The 16,035-nt window shown below is 33.3% G+C and carries 12 protein-coding genes and 1 other RNA gene; 5 read left to right on the top strand and 8 right to left on the bottom strand.

Annotated elements, in window-relative coordinates; translation table 11 throughout:
- Positions 1–314 precede the first annotated feature (314 nt).
- Positions 315–2,396 carry an elongation factor G gene (gene fusA, locus RBR53_07495; GenBank protein ID MDY0132496.1) on the top strand — a complete coding sequence of 694 codons (2,082 nt, stop codon included), beginning with the start codon at positions 315–317 and terminating at the stop codon, positions 2,394–2,396.
- Between the two features lie 150 nt (positions 2,397–2,546).
- Here fusA and RBR53_07490 read toward each other — a convergent pair whose 3' ends face one another.
- The 8 genes from RBR53_07490 to RBR53_07455 all read right to left on the bottom strand — a co-directional run bounded on the left by RBR53_07490 (position 2,547) and on the right by RBR53_07455 (position 10,787).
- Positions 2,547–3,977: a GTPase/DUF3482 domain-containing protein gene (locus tag RBR53_07490; GenBank protein ID MDY0132495.1), complete on the bottom strand. Its 1,431-nt coding sequence runs from the start codon at positions 3,975–3,977 to the stop codon at positions 2,547–2,549.
- 5 nt (positions 3,978–3,982) lie between these two features.
- The gene (locus RBR53_07485; GenBank protein MDY0132494.1) at positions 3,983–5,548 is read right to left on the bottom strand and encodes a DUF2868 domain-containing protein; all 1,566 of its coding nucleotides are present in this window, start codon (positions 5,546–5,548) and stop codon (positions 3,983–3,985) included.
- 195 nt (positions 5,549–5,743) lie between these two features.
- Positions 5,744–5,887, bottom strand: coding sequence for a FeoB-associated Cys-rich membrane protein (locus tag RBR53_07480; GenBank protein ID MDY0132493.1), 144 nt, complete (start codon positions 5,885–5,887; stop codon positions 5,744–5,746).
- 77 nt (positions 5,888–5,964) lie between these two features.
- The gene (locus tag RBR53_07475) at positions 5,965–6,765 is read right to left on the bottom strand and encodes a DUF4198 domain-containing protein (protein MDY0132492.1); all 801 of its coding nucleotides are present in this window, start codon (positions 6,763–6,765) and stop codon (positions 5,965–5,967) included.
- Positions 6,766–6,875: 110 nt separating this feature from the next.
- Positions 6,876–7,193, bottom strand: a complete 318-nt coding sequence (locus tag RBR53_07470; GenBank protein MDY0132491.1) for a hypothetical protein — start codon at positions 7,191–7,193, stop codon at positions 6,876–6,878.
- A gap of 11 nt (positions 7,194–7,204) precedes the next feature.
- Positions 7,205–9,661, bottom strand: coding sequence for a ferrous iron transport protein B (gene feoB / locus RBR53_07465; protein MDY0132490.1), 2,457 nt, complete (start codon positions 9,659–9,661; stop codon positions 7,205–7,207).
- Positions 9,658–9,882 carry a ferrous iron transport protein A gene (locus RBR53_07460; GenBank protein ID MDY0132489.1) on the bottom strand — a complete coding sequence of 75 codons (225 nt, stop codon included), beginning with the start codon at positions 9,880–9,882 and terminating at the stop codon, positions 9,658–9,660. Before RBR53_07460 ends, feoB begins: the two co-directional genes overlap by 4 nt.
- A gap of 347 nt (positions 9,883–10,229) precedes the next feature.
- Positions 10,230–10,787, bottom strand: coding sequence for a metal-dependent transcriptional regulator (locus RBR53_07455; GenBank protein MDY0132488.1), 558 nt, complete (start codon positions 10,785–10,787; stop codon positions 10,230–10,232).
- A 270-nt stretch (positions 10,788–11,057) separates the two neighbouring features.
- Here RBR53_07455 and ssrA point away from each other — a divergent pair.
- The 4 genes from ssrA (at position 11,058) to RBR53_07435 (ending at position 15,808) form a co-directional block, all read left to right on the top strand.
- Positions 11,058–11,403, top strand: a transfer-messenger RNA (tmRNA) gene (ssrA, locus tag RBR53_07450).
- A gap of 164 nt (positions 11,404–11,567) precedes the next feature.
- Positions 11,568–12,836, top strand: a complete 1,269-nt coding sequence (locus RBR53_07445) for a tyrosine-type recombinase/integrase (protein ID MDY0132487.1) — start codon at positions 11,568–11,570, stop codon at positions 12,834–12,836.
- Complete coding sequence (locus RBR53_07440) at positions 12,817–13,866, top strand: site-specific integrase (protein ID MDY0132486.1); 1,050 nt, start codon at positions 12,817–12,819, stop codon at positions 13,864–13,866. The genes RBR53_07445 and RBR53_07440 overlap by 20 nt, the downstream gene beginning before the upstream one ends.
- Positions 13,867–14,068: 202 nt before the next feature.
- Positions 14,069–15,808 carry an AAA family ATPase gene (locus RBR53_07435; GenBank protein MDY0132485.1) on the top strand — a complete coding sequence of 580 codons (1,740 nt, stop codon included), beginning with the start codon at positions 14,069–14,071 and terminating at the stop codon, positions 15,806–15,808.
- Positions 15,809–16,035 lie beyond the last annotated feature (227 nt).

Below are 16,035 nucleotides of genomic sequence, written 5' to 3'. Positions count from 1 at the left end.
CCTATCTAAATATTAAATCTAGAAACAAAGATAGTGGTGGACTATTATCACTAAAATATGTATAAGACTTTTTATAGGCAAATTTAAAAAAAATGTGCTTTTTAGTTGACAATCCAGCTACTTCAGTATATCTGTTATTGCTTTAGTCAGTTTACATCGGCATTTTTTCTTAAATGCCGATTTTTTTTGTATTTTTATTCATCAAAAATTTATGGTCAACCAACCCTGAATTAAAATATTATAAATATTTTGTACAGGGAAAACCGGGTAATTTTTTAGTTTAAACAATTTTTTTATATTTTAAGGAACAGGAAATGAAATACGACATTAACAGAATCAGAAATATAGGCATAAGTGCTCATATCGATTCCGGAAAAACTACTCTCACCGAAAGAATTCTTTATTTCACCAAAAGGATTCATGCATTCCATGAAGTAAAAGGCAAAGACGGTGTCGGAGCAACTATGGACCATATGGAGCTTGAAAAGGAAAGAGGAATTACCATTGCCTCTGCAGCTACATTCTGTGAATGGAAAGATACTCCGATAAATATTATTGACACCCCCGGTCACGTTGACTTTACAATAGAAGTAGAAAGATCTTTAAGAGTACTTGACGGTGCTATTCTTGTTCTTTGTTCAGTTGGTGGAGTTCAGTCCCAGTCTATTACCGTTGATCAGCAGATGAAAAGATATAACGTTCCATGCATGGCATTTGTTAACAAATGCGACAGAGTCGGAGCAGACCCATTCAGAGTTATTGAACAACTTAACACAAAACTGGGGCATAATGCAGTTGCTATCCAGATTCCCATAGGGCTTGAAGATTCACTTGAAGGTGTGGTGGATCTTATTCAAATGAAAGCTTATTACTTTGAAGGCATTAATGGAGACGATCTAATAGAAAAAGAAATTCCAGAAAACCTTATTGAAATGGCAGAAGAAAAAAGAGAAGAACTAATTGATGCTGCCTCACTTTTTTCAGATGAACTCACTGAAGCAATTCTTGAAGAAACCGAAATTACCGAAGATATGCTTATCTCTGCAATAAGAAAAGGTACTTTAATAAGAGAGCTTACTCCTGTTGCAATGGGTTCTGCATTTAAAAACAAAGGAATCCAGAAACTCCTTGATGCGGTTTTACTCTTCCTTCCCAACCCCACCCAGATAGAAAATGAAGGACTTAACCTGGATAATGAAGAAGAAATTATTATTCTTTCAAATGACCCTGAAGCAAAAACAGTTGCTCTTGCTTTTAAGCTTGAAGACGGAGCATATGGTCAGCTTACTTATATCAGGGTTTATCAAGGAAGTGTAAAAAAGGGGGACACCCTTATAAATGTAAGAACAAAAAGAAAAATTAAAATTGGCCGTCTTGTAAAAATGCATTCGGATCAAATGGAAGATATAAATGAAATTCCTTCAGGAATGATTGGAGCTATTTTTGGAGTTGACTGTGCTTCAGGAGATACGTTTTGTGATCCTGCAATCAATATTTCAATGACTTCAATGTTTATTCCCAAACCTGTTATTTCTCTTTCTGTACAACCAAAAGACAATAAAGCCCAGGTGAACATGTCAAAGGCTCTCCAGAGATTTACCAAGGAAGACCCGACTTTTCGCACTTTTGTAGATGATGAGTCAGGAGAAACCATTGTTGAAGGTATGGGCGAGCTTCACCTTGAAGTTTATATTGAAAGAATGAAAAGAGAATATAAAGCTGAAGTTACAACAGGAAAGCCAAGAGTTGCATACAGAGAAGCAATTACCAAGCATGCTGAGTTTAATTATACACACAAAAAGCAAACAGGTGGTTCAGGACAATTTGCCCGAATTGCAGGCTATATTGAGCCAATTGAGGAAGAATTTGAATTTGTTGACCTTATTAAAGGCGGTTCAATTCCAAGACAGTTCATTCCTGCTTGTGAAGCTGGGTTCAAAGACTGCCTTGCAAAAGGACCAAGACTTGAGTTTCCTTTAACAGGAGTAAGAGTGGTAATTAACGATGGTGCCTCCCATGCAGTTGACTCATCTGAAATGGCTTTTCGCATTGCTGCAAGAGATGCTTTTCTTGAAGTTTACTACAAAGCAAAACCAACTATACTTGAGCCTATAATGAAGGTTGTTGTTGAAACTCCAGGCGAATTCCAGGGAAATGTTATAGGAACCCTTAACCAGAGAAGAAGTATAATCAAATCTGTCCACGAAGACGGACCTATGTGTACAATTGAAGCAGAATCACCCCTTTCAGGAATGTTTGGATATTCAACTGACTTAAGATCTTGCACCCAGGGTAAGGCCCAATTTACAATGGAGTTTGGTTTTTACAAACGTGCTCCAGCAGAAATAATTGAGCAGGTTGAAGAAGAAGTAAAAGAAAGACTTAACAAAGACTGATAAAAACATCTGATTTCTAAATTATAAAAGCCCGGTAGTTTTTACCGGGCTTTTATGTTTTACTTATTAAATATAATAAATTTTTGTCTACGAAAAACAAATCACTTAAAATTTCAGTTTTAGTCAAACTCTCAAAATATATTTAAAAAATTAATTGCCTGAAATTGAAAGAAGGATTTTTTTAATTTCCATGATCAAATCTTTTTCCAAAACCATTTCTTTTTTTACCGACTTTGGCTTGGTTGTCTGCCTAAAAAACTTATCAAATATCTTTCTTTTTTCATTATCAAGACGAGAAGAAAATCCAATTTTATTTGATTTTACAAAATTGTCCGAAAAACTTTCCTCTCTTCTACCATGGGCCCAATTAATTGAATTTGAATAAAAAATAAGAATTCTGTCCATAAGCACATAAAAAAGCTGAATATTTCTGCATGGACCTACTATAATTTCAAATTTCCCAAGTTTCATTCCAGCCAGCTTTACATCTGCAATTTTGTTTTTGTTAAAATAAGCATAACCAGCACCTGCGGCTCCCCCAATTGCTGTAAATACTCCCAGGCTTATTCCGTGAAAAATTCCATCAGCAACAGCACCCATTACACCACCGGCAATTCCTCCGGCAATTGCAAGCTGACTTGATTTAAGTCCTAAAATTTCAAGATTTTTCTCATCAAACAAGTCTTCATTTAAAACTGAATATTGCGGTAAAGAATAATTAAAAATATTGTGTTTATATAGCTTCTTTATTTTTTGACAGGCTTGTTTTTCATAACTTATAAGTTTTTGCTTATAGGATTTAACAAGTTCTTCTTTAAACTCCTCTGTTTTTGACCTGGAAGAAAAAGTTTTTTTAATTTTAAAACTAATGCTTTTTTTTAAAAACTCCAAAATATACTCTGCAGCTTCCTCAGCTCTGTTGTCCCAGTCATTTTTAAAGGCATCAACAACCCTGGCTATTTCTTCCTGCCAGTCTTGATGCATTGCTTTTAAGGATTCAAGAATAGAAATTCTTTCCTTGTAAGTTGCTGTATGTGCATTAAAAATGCGAACAGAATTGAAGTTCTTTGTAAACTCCAGTTTCCATTCATCAAGATATTTATCCTCATTTTCCTTGGCATTAAGAACAGCCATTCTAGGCTGACCTGTAAGCCTTAAAATTTCCATTTCCATTTTATCTATGGATCTTACTGGTCTTGAACCATCTGCAACATAAATAATACAAGCACCTTGGCTGATAGGTGTAAGAAGCTCAATTTCATCCTTAAAATCTGGGTTTTCTTTGTGTTCTTCAATAAAATTTTTAAAAATATTTGAAGCATCCCCTTTGTAATTTCTCATCCAGGCAAGGGTTTTTCCAGGATTTTGAAATCCAGGGGTATCTACAAATCTTATTATTTCCAGGTTGTCAATTATCACAGGATAAGACATAGACTCTGTTGTTTCACCAGGGTATCTGCTCACTTTCACCCTGTCATCTTCAGCAAGAGTTGAAACAACTGAAGATTTACCTTCGTTTGGATGACCTACAATGGCAAATACTGGTATTTTAAAGTTTGATTCATTTATATTTTTCCCCATAATATCTATTCCAATTTCAGCTCAGTAAGTGAAACAAGAGGATCTTTAATAGAATCAATTTTAAACTGCCATAGTTCAAAGTCATTTTTTTCTACATCCAAAAAAAGATCTTCTTTTCCCGGTTTCCCAACAAGGGCAACCAGGATCTCACAGTTTTTACCTGATATTTTACGTAAATTTTCTATATATTCAATAGTTTGTTTTAAAGGAGGCTGCCAGGCTTCTAGACAGAGCATAATTATAAACTTTTTACCTGATTTTTTGATATTTTCCTCTAACCAGGGCTGATCAAATTCTGATACTCCAGTTGAATTTATCACAGGATAAAGAAGATATCCAAATTTTTTGGCTATTATTTTTTCTATAAAATCAATTACTTCTTCACTATAAATATCTTCTGGTAAAATAAGTCTTACCCCTGTTGAAGTTGGATTTAAATTTTCTTTAATTTTTTCAGATTTTAAAAAATCAGGCTTGGTTACAGATCTTAAATCTTTTTCTAAATTTTTTTCACTGGGTTTAAAATCGAATTCAGGTCTTAAAAGAGATCTTGAAAGCTGTCTTAACTCTGAACTGTCTTTAGGATATTTTTTAATGGTTCGGCTATAATTAAAATATGCCACCAGCATAATTATAAACCTTGGAATTATCGAATAAAACAATACAGAAAAACAAAGAAAAGGCCACCATGAAGTCATGTCTTGGGTTGAAAGTGAAGCAATCCCTTCTTTTAAAATAATTTTGCTGCCTATAATTTGATCCATAGAAGGATTTGCCATGGACTCTGGAATAAACCATGCCCAGGGAGAAGCAATAAAACTTACAATTTTGTAAATATATTCAGCCCCTGGATTTAAAGTTGTTTGCCACCCAAAGGCAAGATCAGAACCAGTTACCTTAATAAGGGTTCCTATCAATACTCCTGTACTAAATAAAGCAATTATCCCTTGAGAAATTGTAAAAAAAAGCCAGAACAAAGGCTGGCTGTATTTTAAAAAATCAAAAGAATATAAAACGCTTGGGTCAGATGAAGATTTATGAAAGAATTTTTTGAAAATTTTTTGGAAAGCTATTTTAAAAAAACCAGCCACTGGTAAAAACAAAGAAAATTTTTTAAAAAAACTTTTCTCATTCCGAAAAAAGAAAGGAATAAAAGCAAAAGGTAAAATTAAAATTTGAAATCCTGCAAAAATTCCAAAATAATAAAATACATTAATAGGAGAAACTCCTGAATATGACAAAAATCCAAAAGCAGTAAAAAGCCCAATTAAAAAAAACAAGACAGAAAATATCAATACAATTAATTTTACTGCAGATACTGACCACTCACCTGGAAGCTGGGGATTGGAAATTTTAATAAGTTCTGTTTTTTTTGCACTGGCCCATAAATATAAAAGATCCTTTTGATTAAAATTGGAGCTTTCAAAATTAGCAAAAGGAGCTATTTTGTCCAGATAAAATTCCCTGTCTGAAGATCTCCTATCCTTATCATTATTTTTTCTTAAAAAAAGAAAATAGTCAAAGTCAATAAGATCTTTTAATTTCCATTTTGATTTAAAAGTATTTCCCATTATCAAGTTTTTTATTTAAAAGTTAATATATTAAATCTGACAATTACTTAAATTAATCAAATTTATCATATTTTCAATCTAAAGTTTTTATTAATCAATTAAATAACTCATTAAACAAAAATACAACCCTGAAATGGATAAGCCTAGAATCATTTAAATCAAAATCAGATTTGCAAAATCTTATTTTACAATTGACTATTTTTTGATTTTGGGATTTTCACACCCTGAGCATCCCTGACAACCGGAATCTATAGAATCGTTCTTAAAAGAAAGGTAAAGCTTTCTGACCACATAAACTACTGATATTCCAACAATAATAAATACAAAAATCTCCCCCATCTTATCCTCTTTTTGTTTGTTTTTTTATTAACCGGGCACAATGGACTAAGCCATTGTGCCTTTAATTATAATCAAAACTATTTCATATCTCTTGCCTGGATCCAGATAACAGCATCCTGGGAAAGTTCCTTTCCTTTATATTTTTTTGAAGGTCCGGATCCAAGAGCACAAAAACCCCACCATCCAGCTTTTGGAATACCAAAAGTAAACTCTCCATTTGAGTTTGCCTTGATTCCCATGGTTACAAAAGAATCCTGGGGAGCTTCTACTGCACCCTCCTTTGCAAACTCATTTTTGTCAATTAAAGGCTGGTGATTAAGGTATTCAACTTCAATTTCAGCATAAGGAACCGGCTTTCCATTACTTTTAACAATTCCTCTAAATACATTACCTGTCCAAAGTGCATAAGGCTTATCAAGGGGAACAATTTCTGTTGGAAGATCTGTTTCCAAATCCCAGTCTGTTGGAAAACCAGCAGTGTTTACAATCATTTTAGTTATCTGCTGAATGTAAATATCTTCATTTTTTTCAAAGTATGGTTCAGGAACAAGGCAAAAAACATTATCTCCCATTCCCCTTAATTTAAATTTTGCTTCATAGGCCTTCCCCGAATTTGTAGAGCTTTTCCACTCAATTGGCTTAAGAGTTTTTAAAAGATCTGTTTTTCTTTCTCTTTTTACAACAAAGAACTTAACTGGTTTTCCCATATCCATTGTATATCCCCCATCAAAGGGATGGGTAAATACAAGCTTAAGATCTATTTCAGATGCATTTGTCAAAGCTGACTCTGGTGTATAAATCATCTGAAAATGTGAATATGCCGGCACTGCAAAGATTAAAACAAACAACCCCACTAGAACAAGACAACCCTTCTTCATTTTGACCCCTCTAACTTTTTTAGTTAAAAAAATGGCATTATTTAAAGTATTTACTTTCAGTTATTAATTTCTTTAAAACTGATTAACTTTAAAACCCTGCCTCTTAGTTATTAATAAATTTTATCGCCATCAATTTTTATTTCATGCCCAGGACCTGCATTAAAAATTACAACATAATCATGTTCAGGCTTTTGAAACAAAAATTCACTAAAATCATCCATCTTTCCTTTTAAAACAATTTTTCCATTTTTATCTTCAACACGCATTTCAACTCCTGAAGCTGAAGAGCCGTCTGAAAACCCTCCTTCACAAACAATACTTCCCTCGCCCTCATCATAACATGAACAAAGTGGTGTATGAGCAAAAGATTGCCCTGTAAAAAAGAGCAAAGCACAAAAAACAAATAAAGCTGATAACTTTTTAACCATTTTTTTCTCCTTTAATTTTGATAACTTTTATCATTGCCTACAAACCCCATTAGTATTGTAAAAATCAAGGCAATTCCATAAAACCAAAACATTGCCTGTAAACCGCTTAAACCAAAAGCCTTTGATACAGAAAACACTCCAGAAGAAACAGCAACACCTATAACCATTGGATAAATTACAGAAAAAACCATAATTTTAGCTGAACCAGACATTAATTTAACTGCAATTGCTGTTGCAACACAGGGTGGATACAAAACCATAAAAAGCATAAGTGAAAGTGCATGAAGAGAAGTAAATCCTTTTTCTTCCTTTTCCATTCTTGTTTCAAGAGATGAACCTGACTCATCTTGCTGATAAAGAGCTCCAAGGGTTGCAACACTGCTTTCTTTTGCGGCAAGTGCACTTAAAAGGGCAACATTTACCTTCCAATTAAACCCCGCATATTTTGTAACAGGTTCCATTGCCATTCCGGCTTTCCCAAGGAAACTATTGTTTATTCTTTCTTTTTGCATTTCCATGGTAGCCATTTTCCTTGTTCTGACAAGCTTCCTAAGTTCCCTTCCAAGTATTTTCAAATCTTTGTCTTTAGATCGTTTTACAATTGAAAGAAAAAGAGGATTTTTTTGCTCAAACGCTTTTTCTTTTTTCTTGAAATTAGAACCAGCCTGCATTCTTGCAGAACGATATGAATCGTAAAAATTAGCAAGCTCTACTACTTTTTCTTTATCAAACTCATCTTTATATGAAGTATTTGCAGCTGAATTTAAAAATTCTGAAATTGCATTTTTTTCAATATTTTTATAATAGTTCATTCTTTCATTACTTATTCCAGGATAATAAAGAAGAACAAAAACAATCACTGCAACTGCTGCAACTATGGTTGTAATCTTTTTTAAAAACAGCCACACCCTTTCAGCTGCACGTCTGAAAATAGTTTTAAAAGAAGGAATATGATAAGGAGGAAGTTCCATTACAAAAGGAGCTGTTTCCTTATCTTTTAAAATTGTCATTGTAAGAATTTTTGAAACTGGAAGAACAAATAAAAGACTTATTGTTGAAATAAAAAACATTGCAAGTCCTTTATGTGCGGAAAAATAAATATTTATTAAAAGAACATACAAAGGAACTTTGGCAAGACAGTTTAAAAGAGGAATAATTAAAATTGTTGAAAGCCTTGATCTTTCATCAGGTATTCCTTTGCAAGACATAACTGCAGGAACAGCACAGCCTCCAACATAAATCCCGCCTAAAACCATGGGAAGGGTTGATTGTCCGTGAAGTCCGAATCTGTTTAAAAGTCTGTCCATTATAAATGCCATTCTTGGCATATATCCGCTGTCTTCAAGAATTGCTATAAGTCCAAAAAGAATAAAGAAAATAGGAATATAGTTTAAAAGGGCATTTATGCTGTCAACAAACCAAAGTGCAAAAGATCTGATAAGAGGCTCTTCAATAAATCCCGGAGCAGGCATAATAATTTCAGTAAATGTTCTTATTTTTGCAAGCAAAGGCCAAGTATAATTTGTTAAATTGTAGCCCTGGACAATGGCAAGATAATAAAGAAGATAAACAACTCCTATGAGTAAAATCGGTCCCATAATTTTATGGCAGAAAAAACTGTCTAAAATATCTGTCATATTTCTTTTGGAATTTTCTTCTTTTGTTACTGAAGTTCGAATAATATCCTCAGCTACCTCAAACCTTCTTTGTGAAATATACATTTCAGGTTGTAAATCATAAGTTTCTTCAAAATTTTTTCTTAATTCTGATACAGAATCAAGGATTTCAAGGTGATTTTCCTCTTCTAAAATAAGCTCTTCAACATTTTCATCGCTTTCCATAAGTTTTATGGCAGCCCATCTCAGGGGGAATTTTTTATGGGCAAATGATGTTTTTGAAAGAAGGGTTTCTATTTCTCTTAAATAAGGTTCCATATGAAGATAATCCAGCTGGGCAGGAACTTTTAATTTTTCTGATTTGGAAAGATTATAAACAGAATCTATAATTTCTTTTTTTCCCATCCCTGTTTTCATTGATGCAGGAACAACTTCAACACCAAGTCTTAAGGAAAGATTTTCATGATCTATTGTTACTTTGTTTTTTTGGGCAAGATCCATCATATTAAGAACAAGAACAACAGGCCGCCCTGCTTCCATGAGCTGAAAAGTAAAAAAAAGACTTCTTTTAAGAGCCATGGAATCTGCAACATTGATTAAAACTTTTGGTTCCTCATTTAAAATAAAATCACGGGCAACTCTTTCTTCCAAAGAAAATGAGGTAAGAGAATATGTTCCGGGCAAATCTGTAAGGCAAAACGTTAAATCCTTAGATTTAAAATTCCCTGTTTTTTTCTCAACTGTTACACCTGGATAATTTGCCACATGCTGAGAAGCTCCTGTAAGAGCATTGAAAAGAGTTGATTTTCCGCAGTTTGGCTGGCCTGCCAATGCAATGTTAACAAGACTCATAGAGGTTCAACCTCCACACAACCTGCTTCTGCATGTCTTAAAGACACAAGAGTTGAATCCATTTTTATTTCCATGGGATCTTCAAGCGGAGCATTTCTTACAACATCAACAATTGCTCCTGGATAAATACCCATGGAAAAAAGTCTTTGACCAAGCATGCTTGATACCAAAAGACCTTTTATTTTACACTTGTTACCCGGCTTAATTTTGTCCAAAGTCATTGAAAATCCCTTCAAATAAAAAGTTGCGAAAAAACCATAAAACTTAATTTATTTTTTTCCGATGCCAGCTTCCTATATTCACTATAATTTAAGGATAAAGTCAGGCGTTGGTAGATATGTCTAACTTAAAAAGTTTCTGCTAAGTACCAGGTGATGTTTTATAAGTCAAACAAATTTTATAATTTTTTTTAAAACTTTAAGATATTTTTTTAGTCAAGGTTAAAATTTCTGGGTTTTAACAGCTGTAAATTTGTAAAATCTGTCACCCAGAATAGTTAGACAACTCTAAGTTTGCTTGCAAATAAAAAGCCTGAATTTATAAAAACCAATTCAAGCTTTTACTTAAATTATTTATTTTCCATTTTTGAAAGAATTTCAACCCTGTCTTGAATTACCTGGCAAGGAATTTCAGATTCTCCTCTTTCAAGACATTTTCCAGGATTATTCCCTGATTTCCTGAATTCTTCAAAATGATCAAGCCATTCCATTCCAGCCCTTGGGCAAATCTGAATAAACTCCATAAAATCAACCACCCTCTGAAGGGTTGATGGACTTAAAGAATGTTCCATTTTGCATGCTTCCTGGTCGGCTGTTAAATTATCTATCTTTAAAATTTTTGTTAAAAATTTAAAAAGAATCTGGTGTCGTCTTTGGATTTCACGACCAACCTTTTCACCTTCTTTTGTTAACTCTACAAACTCATATTTTTCATAAAAGACATGCCCCCTGTCCCTTAAGTTTTTGAGCATACTTGTTACAGTAGGCATTTTCACACCAACTTGTTTTGCAATATCCTTTACCCTGACAAATCTTTTTTCCTGGCTCAGTTGGTAAATAGCTTCAAGATAGTCTTCCATGGAAGAAGTAAGGGGCTTTTTATTTTTTTTTAATATTTTTGTATTCATTTTCTATCCATAATTTTCAATTCTCTTTAATATCATTAGATATCTCTAACTATACTTTCCAATCTTTTTTGTCAACACTAAAACCTTAACTGATTTTTTTAACTATTAAAGGTTGTATTTAAATCAAAGGGGTATTATCTTTATTAACAAATTTAGATAACAAATCTATGGAAATCCAACTCGATATTAAATTTATTTTAAAAATTTGATTGACTTAAAGATAGGAATCATTATAATATATACAGTTTTTAAGAAGTTCTTTTAAAATTTGGGGGCGATCTGGTTTCGACGGGGCTGATAGAAACCAAGACGGCATGTCGGATTCGCAGTCCGTATAATGCGAAACAAACATAATCGCAGACGATTATAACTACGCTGTAGCAGCATAAGCTACCGTCCTGCCAGGGTAAGATTGCGTCTCTGGTTCTGGGCGTCGACTCAGCAATCTCGTCTTTTTGTCCTGTCCGTTGACAAAAAGATTAAATTAATCGGACTGGCGGTCAAAAACTTCTGTCTGTAAAAGGCTTTGACTGCGAGATTAAATCTACAGACTAAACATGTAGAAGTCTTTGTGGAACCTCTCCGGACCCGGGTTCAATTCCCGGCGCCTCCACCACATCATAGTTGCATCCAATTTCAAACAATATCAAAAACCCAATAAAAACACACATTACAAGCACTTCTTAGAAAATCTTTGTCTCTTCTTGTTGCATTAAATATCATAATATCTTATCTTTTTGGATACCCTTATGGATACCCTTAAAAAGAAAGATAATATTTATGATAATAAAAACCCCTATTACAGATAAACAATTATTAGCTTTAAAACCAAAGCCAGGGCAAAGCAATTCCGATTATGCCGTTGGCGGTGTTCCATATTTATATATAAGGTGTTTTAAATCTGGGGCTAAAAGTTGGAGATTTAGAATAAAAAAAGGAGGTAGATTTTATGTTTGGGGCTTAGGGAGCTATCCGAATATTTCATTAGCTGATGCCAGAGAAAAAGTAAGGGAGCTTTTAAACCTTCAAAGTCAAGGTGTAGATTTAGTTAAAGAACGATATAAAACAAAAGCGGAACAAATAAATTTATTTTCAGAAATAGCATATCAGTATCATAAAATAAAAATCATTCCTGAACTTACAAATCAAAAGCATATTAAAAATTGGATATCACAAATTGAAAAATATATATTCCCTGTAATTGGTGATTTCAATATTAAAGACATTGAAACAAACCATATTATCAAAGCACTTGAACCAATATGGACAGATAAGCATGAGACAGCAAAAAGAATAAGACAGCGTTTAGAGGTTATTTTTGATTATGCTATTGCTTCAAATCTTATGGAACGTGGTTTTAATCCGGCCTCATGGAAAGGAAATTTAGAGCAGTTACTTCCAAAAATCAAAAAGCAGGATAAACATTTACCAGCGTTAAAACCTGAACTGATAAATCAATTTTTAAAAGATCTTAAAGATTATAAAGGCATATCCGCAAGAGCTTTAGAATTTATTATTTTAACAGCTTGCCGGTCAGGGGAAGCAAGGCTTGCGACATGGAAGGAAATTGATTTTAAGAATAAAGTCTGGACTATCCCAGCGGACAGAATGAAAGCTGGAAAACCTCACACAGTGCCATTGTCAGAGCAGGCATTAAACCTGTTAGCCGATCTACCAAAGTTGAGTGAGTATCTTTTCACATCTCCAAGAGGCGGAATTTTAAGTGATACGGCAGTAAATAACGTTATCAGGAGACTTGATAAAAAAGGAAAGACATACACAGACGAAACAACAGGAAGGCTTGTTGTTCCTCATGGCTTTAGGAGTACTTTTAAAGACTGGGCAAGACAGCCACAGCGGTACGGTCATGTTAATTATTCTGATGAACTATCAGAGCTTGCACTTGCTCATGTAAATAGTGATGCCACAAGGTCAGCTTATGCAAGAAATGAACTACTCGAAGAACGTCGGCCTTTAATGTCAGACTGGGCTAAATATTGCGATGGTAAAAAATCAATTGGTGAAGTTGTTGAAATGCGGAGGGCTTGATTATGACAACAGGGAAAGAGCAAGAGAAATAAAAGATCAAATATATAAAGGCATAAATCCCATTGAAGAAAGAAAAAAAGAAAAAGCAAAAAAATTCAAGAGTTTTTCTGAAATAGCATACCACTATCATAAAACAAAAATTAGTCCGGAACTTAAAAATGATAAGGGAAGAAAAAGCTGGATTAATTCTCTTGAAAATCATGCATTCAAGGTTATTGGTGATTTAAACATTGAAGATATAGATACAAATCACATTCGAAAGATTCTTGATCCTATCTGGCTAACAACTGCAGATATGGGTAAAAAAGTTCAGCAAAGATTAAAAGCTATTTTTGATTATGCAATAGCATCTGAAATCTTACCTTCTAAATTTAATCCTGCAAGATGGGATGGGCATCTAAGCACTTTAATGCCTAATCCTGATAAAAATAAAACAAAAAGCCATTACAAAGCTCTTCCTCCAGAAGAAGTATCCCAATTTATAAAAGATTTAAGAGATATAAAAGGAATAGCTCCAAAGGCACTTGAATTTTTAATATTAACGGCAGCTAGACCAGGTATGGTACGCAGTTTGATTTGGACTGAAATAGATCTGTCACAAAAGGTTTGGTCAATACCAAACTTTAAGATGAAAAAAAATGAGAGAGGACAAAGAATCCCTTTATCTGAACAGGCTGTAGAACTGTTAATAAACTTACCCAAGATTAATGAATATATTTTTCCCAGCCCAAGAGGTAAGGCTTTATCTGATGGTGCAATGAACAGCATCATTAAAAATCTTGATAAAAAAGGAAAAAAATATATTGATCCCAAATTAAATGATTTAATCAACCCACATGGCTTTAGGTCTACATTCAAAGATTGGGCAAGACAGCCAAAAAAATATAATCACCCTTTTTACTCTGATGAATTATCTGAGCTTGCCTTAGCTCACGTAAATAGCGATGAAACCAGTGCAGCCTACGCTAGAAACGAACTTTTGGAAGAAAGAAGACCTATGATGGAGGAATGGGGTAAATTCTGCCGTTAAGAATTATTGATAGTTTCCAAGATTTTCACTAAGATCGATACTGAAGGAAATCAGAGAAATGTTTTAGTTTTTGCTTGCAATAAAGAATTTAATGGTTTTATTTTTCTCTAAACCTGATTAAAAGTGAACAGAATTAATAGACTTAATTCAAAGATTCATTAACTAAAACTGTATTTGCAATTGCTGGAGGAAATATTAACTATTGAAAATAAAGAGTGTTAAAATCCATAATTTCAGGTCAATTAAAGAAGAATCATTTGATCTTGATGCCTTTAGTCTATTAGTCGGTGAAAACAATGCTGGCAAAACAAATGTAATTTCCGCACTTCGAGTTTTTTATGAAGAAGGTGGCACTAAATACAATGATAAGAAAGATTTTCCCAAATTCGATACTAATGATAAAGAATCGTGGATTGAATTAACATTCATCTTGTCAGATGAAGAAAATGAACTTATCAAAGAAGAATATAAAACTGCTGATAAGGTTCTGAAAGTCAGAAGGTATTTTAAATCTGATGATAAAGAACTGATTGATTCGAAGAATAGCAATATTTTTGCTTATGAAAAAGGCGAATTATCTAAGAATCAATTCTATGGGGCGAAAAACATATCTTCCGCTAAATTGGGTTCTGCTATTTACATCCCTGAAATGTCCAAAACATCTGACACTTTAAAACTATCTGGACCATCTCCATTAAGAGACATAACTAACTTTGTTTTCAAAAAAATTGTTTCAAATAGCCCTTCCTACTCGCAATTAAACACAGCTCTTGAAGATTTCAATAAAGAATTTAGAGTTGAATCTGAAGGAAACGAATTTTCACTAAACAGCCTTGTTCAGGATATCAATGAGCAAATTTCTCATTGGGAAATAGATTTTGGTTTTAAAATCAATGCAATAAAACCGGAAGATATTGTAAAAAACCTTTTAAACCACTATGTGACTGATAGAAACCTCCAGGATTCAGAAGTCGATATTGATAATTTAGGCCAGGGATTACAGAGACACATTATATATACTCTCATTCGTTTGAGCAGTAAATATGTCGATAAAAAAACTCCGAAGAAAAAAGATTTTAACCCTGATTTTACATTGTTGCTATTCGAAGAGCCAGAGGCTTTTTTACACCCTTCACAACAGGAATATTTAAATCTCAGTTTAAAGAGACTTTCCAAAGAAAATCAAATTTTGATAACAACGCATTCCACAACATTTGTAAGTAAGAATATCAATCAGTTGCCATCTATAATAAAAGTAAACAAAAACAGTGGAAGAACATCAGTATATCAAATAAAGAACGAAGTTCTTGAAAAGTTATGGAATACGAATGCAGGCATGTATAAGTATTTTTCTGATTTATTAGTAAATGATAGTAGTGATTCGAAACTGATTAAATTTATAAAAGATAAACACCTTGGTGAAGAAACTCCGGATATTCTTAAGAAGATTGATGATGAAAGTTTTCGGTATTCTTTATGGCTAGATACTGAGAGGGCATCAGCTTTTTTCGCCAAACATGTATTGATTTGTGAAGGTGCAACAGAAAAAGTAATATTTGATTATCTTATAGCTAATTCTTGGGAAGAGTTACAAAAAAAGCAGATTTATGTATTAGATTCCATGGGCAAATTCAATATACACCGATATATGAATCTTTTTTCAGAGCTTGGTATAAATCATTCTGTACTTTACGACGGTGATGGTGAAAAAATTGGTCAGGAAGAAGTTAACAAATATATTAATGAAAACAAAAATGATTTTACATGCGCAATAGCCTTCTTTGATGTAGATATGGAGTCTTTTCTCGGGTACGAAGCACCTAAACGGAAAGACATTAAACCTTTAACAGCTTTATCAAAGCTGACAAACGATGAAATACCAGAAGAAAAAATACAAGATTTGAAAGACAAAATTACCAATCTTCTCCAAGAGAAGGATTGATTTAACAGAGGAACAATATGCAGAATTTACTAGAAGACTTAACCAAATTACTTTCAAAAGAAGAAAAATACACCTCAGAAGGAAGAATGCTAAAAAACGTCTAGTTTTGGTAGCCTAAAATTGACCCACTAAAGCACAAAATTGCAGCTGAAAATTGACCCACCCAAAGAAAACTTCTGATAATCTGAAAATATACAAAGACCAGATATCAGGAGAGAGGGGATGAT

This window comes from Desulforegulaceae bacterium (assembly GCA_034006035.1).
Classification (GTDB): Bacteria; Desulfobacterota; Desulfobacteria; order Desulfobacterales; family JACKCP01; genus JACKCP01.
The sequence above is the reverse complement of the archived record's forward strand: the minus strand, read 5'-3'. Positions and strand labels throughout refer to the sequence as shown.

What these genes read in the sequence shown, in the direction of transcription:
- fusA (MDY0132496.1), top strand. Translation starts at nt 315, where the DNA reads ATGAAATACGACATTAACAGAATCAGAAATATAGGCATAAGTGCTCAT.
- RBR53_07490 (MDY0132495.1), bottom strand. Translation starts at nt 3,977, where the DNA reads ATGGGGAAAAATATAAATGAATCAAACTTTAAAATACCAGTATTTGCC.
- RBR53_07485 (MDY0132494.1), bottom strand. Translation starts at nt 5,548, where the DNA reads ATGGGAAATACTTTTAAATCAAAATGGAAATTAAAAGATCTTATTGAC.
- RBR53_07480 (MDY0132493.1), bottom strand. Translation starts at nt 5,887, where the DNA reads ATGGGGGAGATTTTTGTATTTATTATTGTTGGAATATCAGTAGTTTAT.
- RBR53_07475 (MDY0132492.1), bottom strand. Translation starts at nt 6,765, where the DNA reads ATGAAGAAGGGTTGTCTTGTTCTAGTGGGGTTGTTTGTTTTAATCTTT.
- RBR53_07470 (MDY0132491.1), bottom strand. Translation starts at nt 7,193, where the DNA reads ATGGTTAAAAAGTTATCAGCTTTATTTGTTTTTTGTGCTTTGCTCTTT.
- feoB (MDY0132490.1), bottom strand. Translation starts at nt 9,661, where the DNA reads ATGAGTCTTGTTAACATTGCATTGGCAGGCCAGCCAAACTGCGGAAAA.
- RBR53_07460 (MDY0132489.1), bottom strand. Translation starts at nt 9,882, where the DNA reads ATGACTTTGGACAAAATTAAGCCGGGTAACAAGTGTAAAATAAAAGGT.
- RBR53_07455 (MDY0132488.1), bottom strand. Translation starts at nt 10,787, where the DNA reads ATGAATACAAAAATATTAAAAAAAAATAAAAAGCCCCTTACTTCTTCC.
- RBR53_07445 (MDY0132487.1), top strand. Translation starts at nt 11,568, where the DNA reads ATGATAATAAAAACCCCTATTACAGATAAACAATTATTAGCTTTAAAA.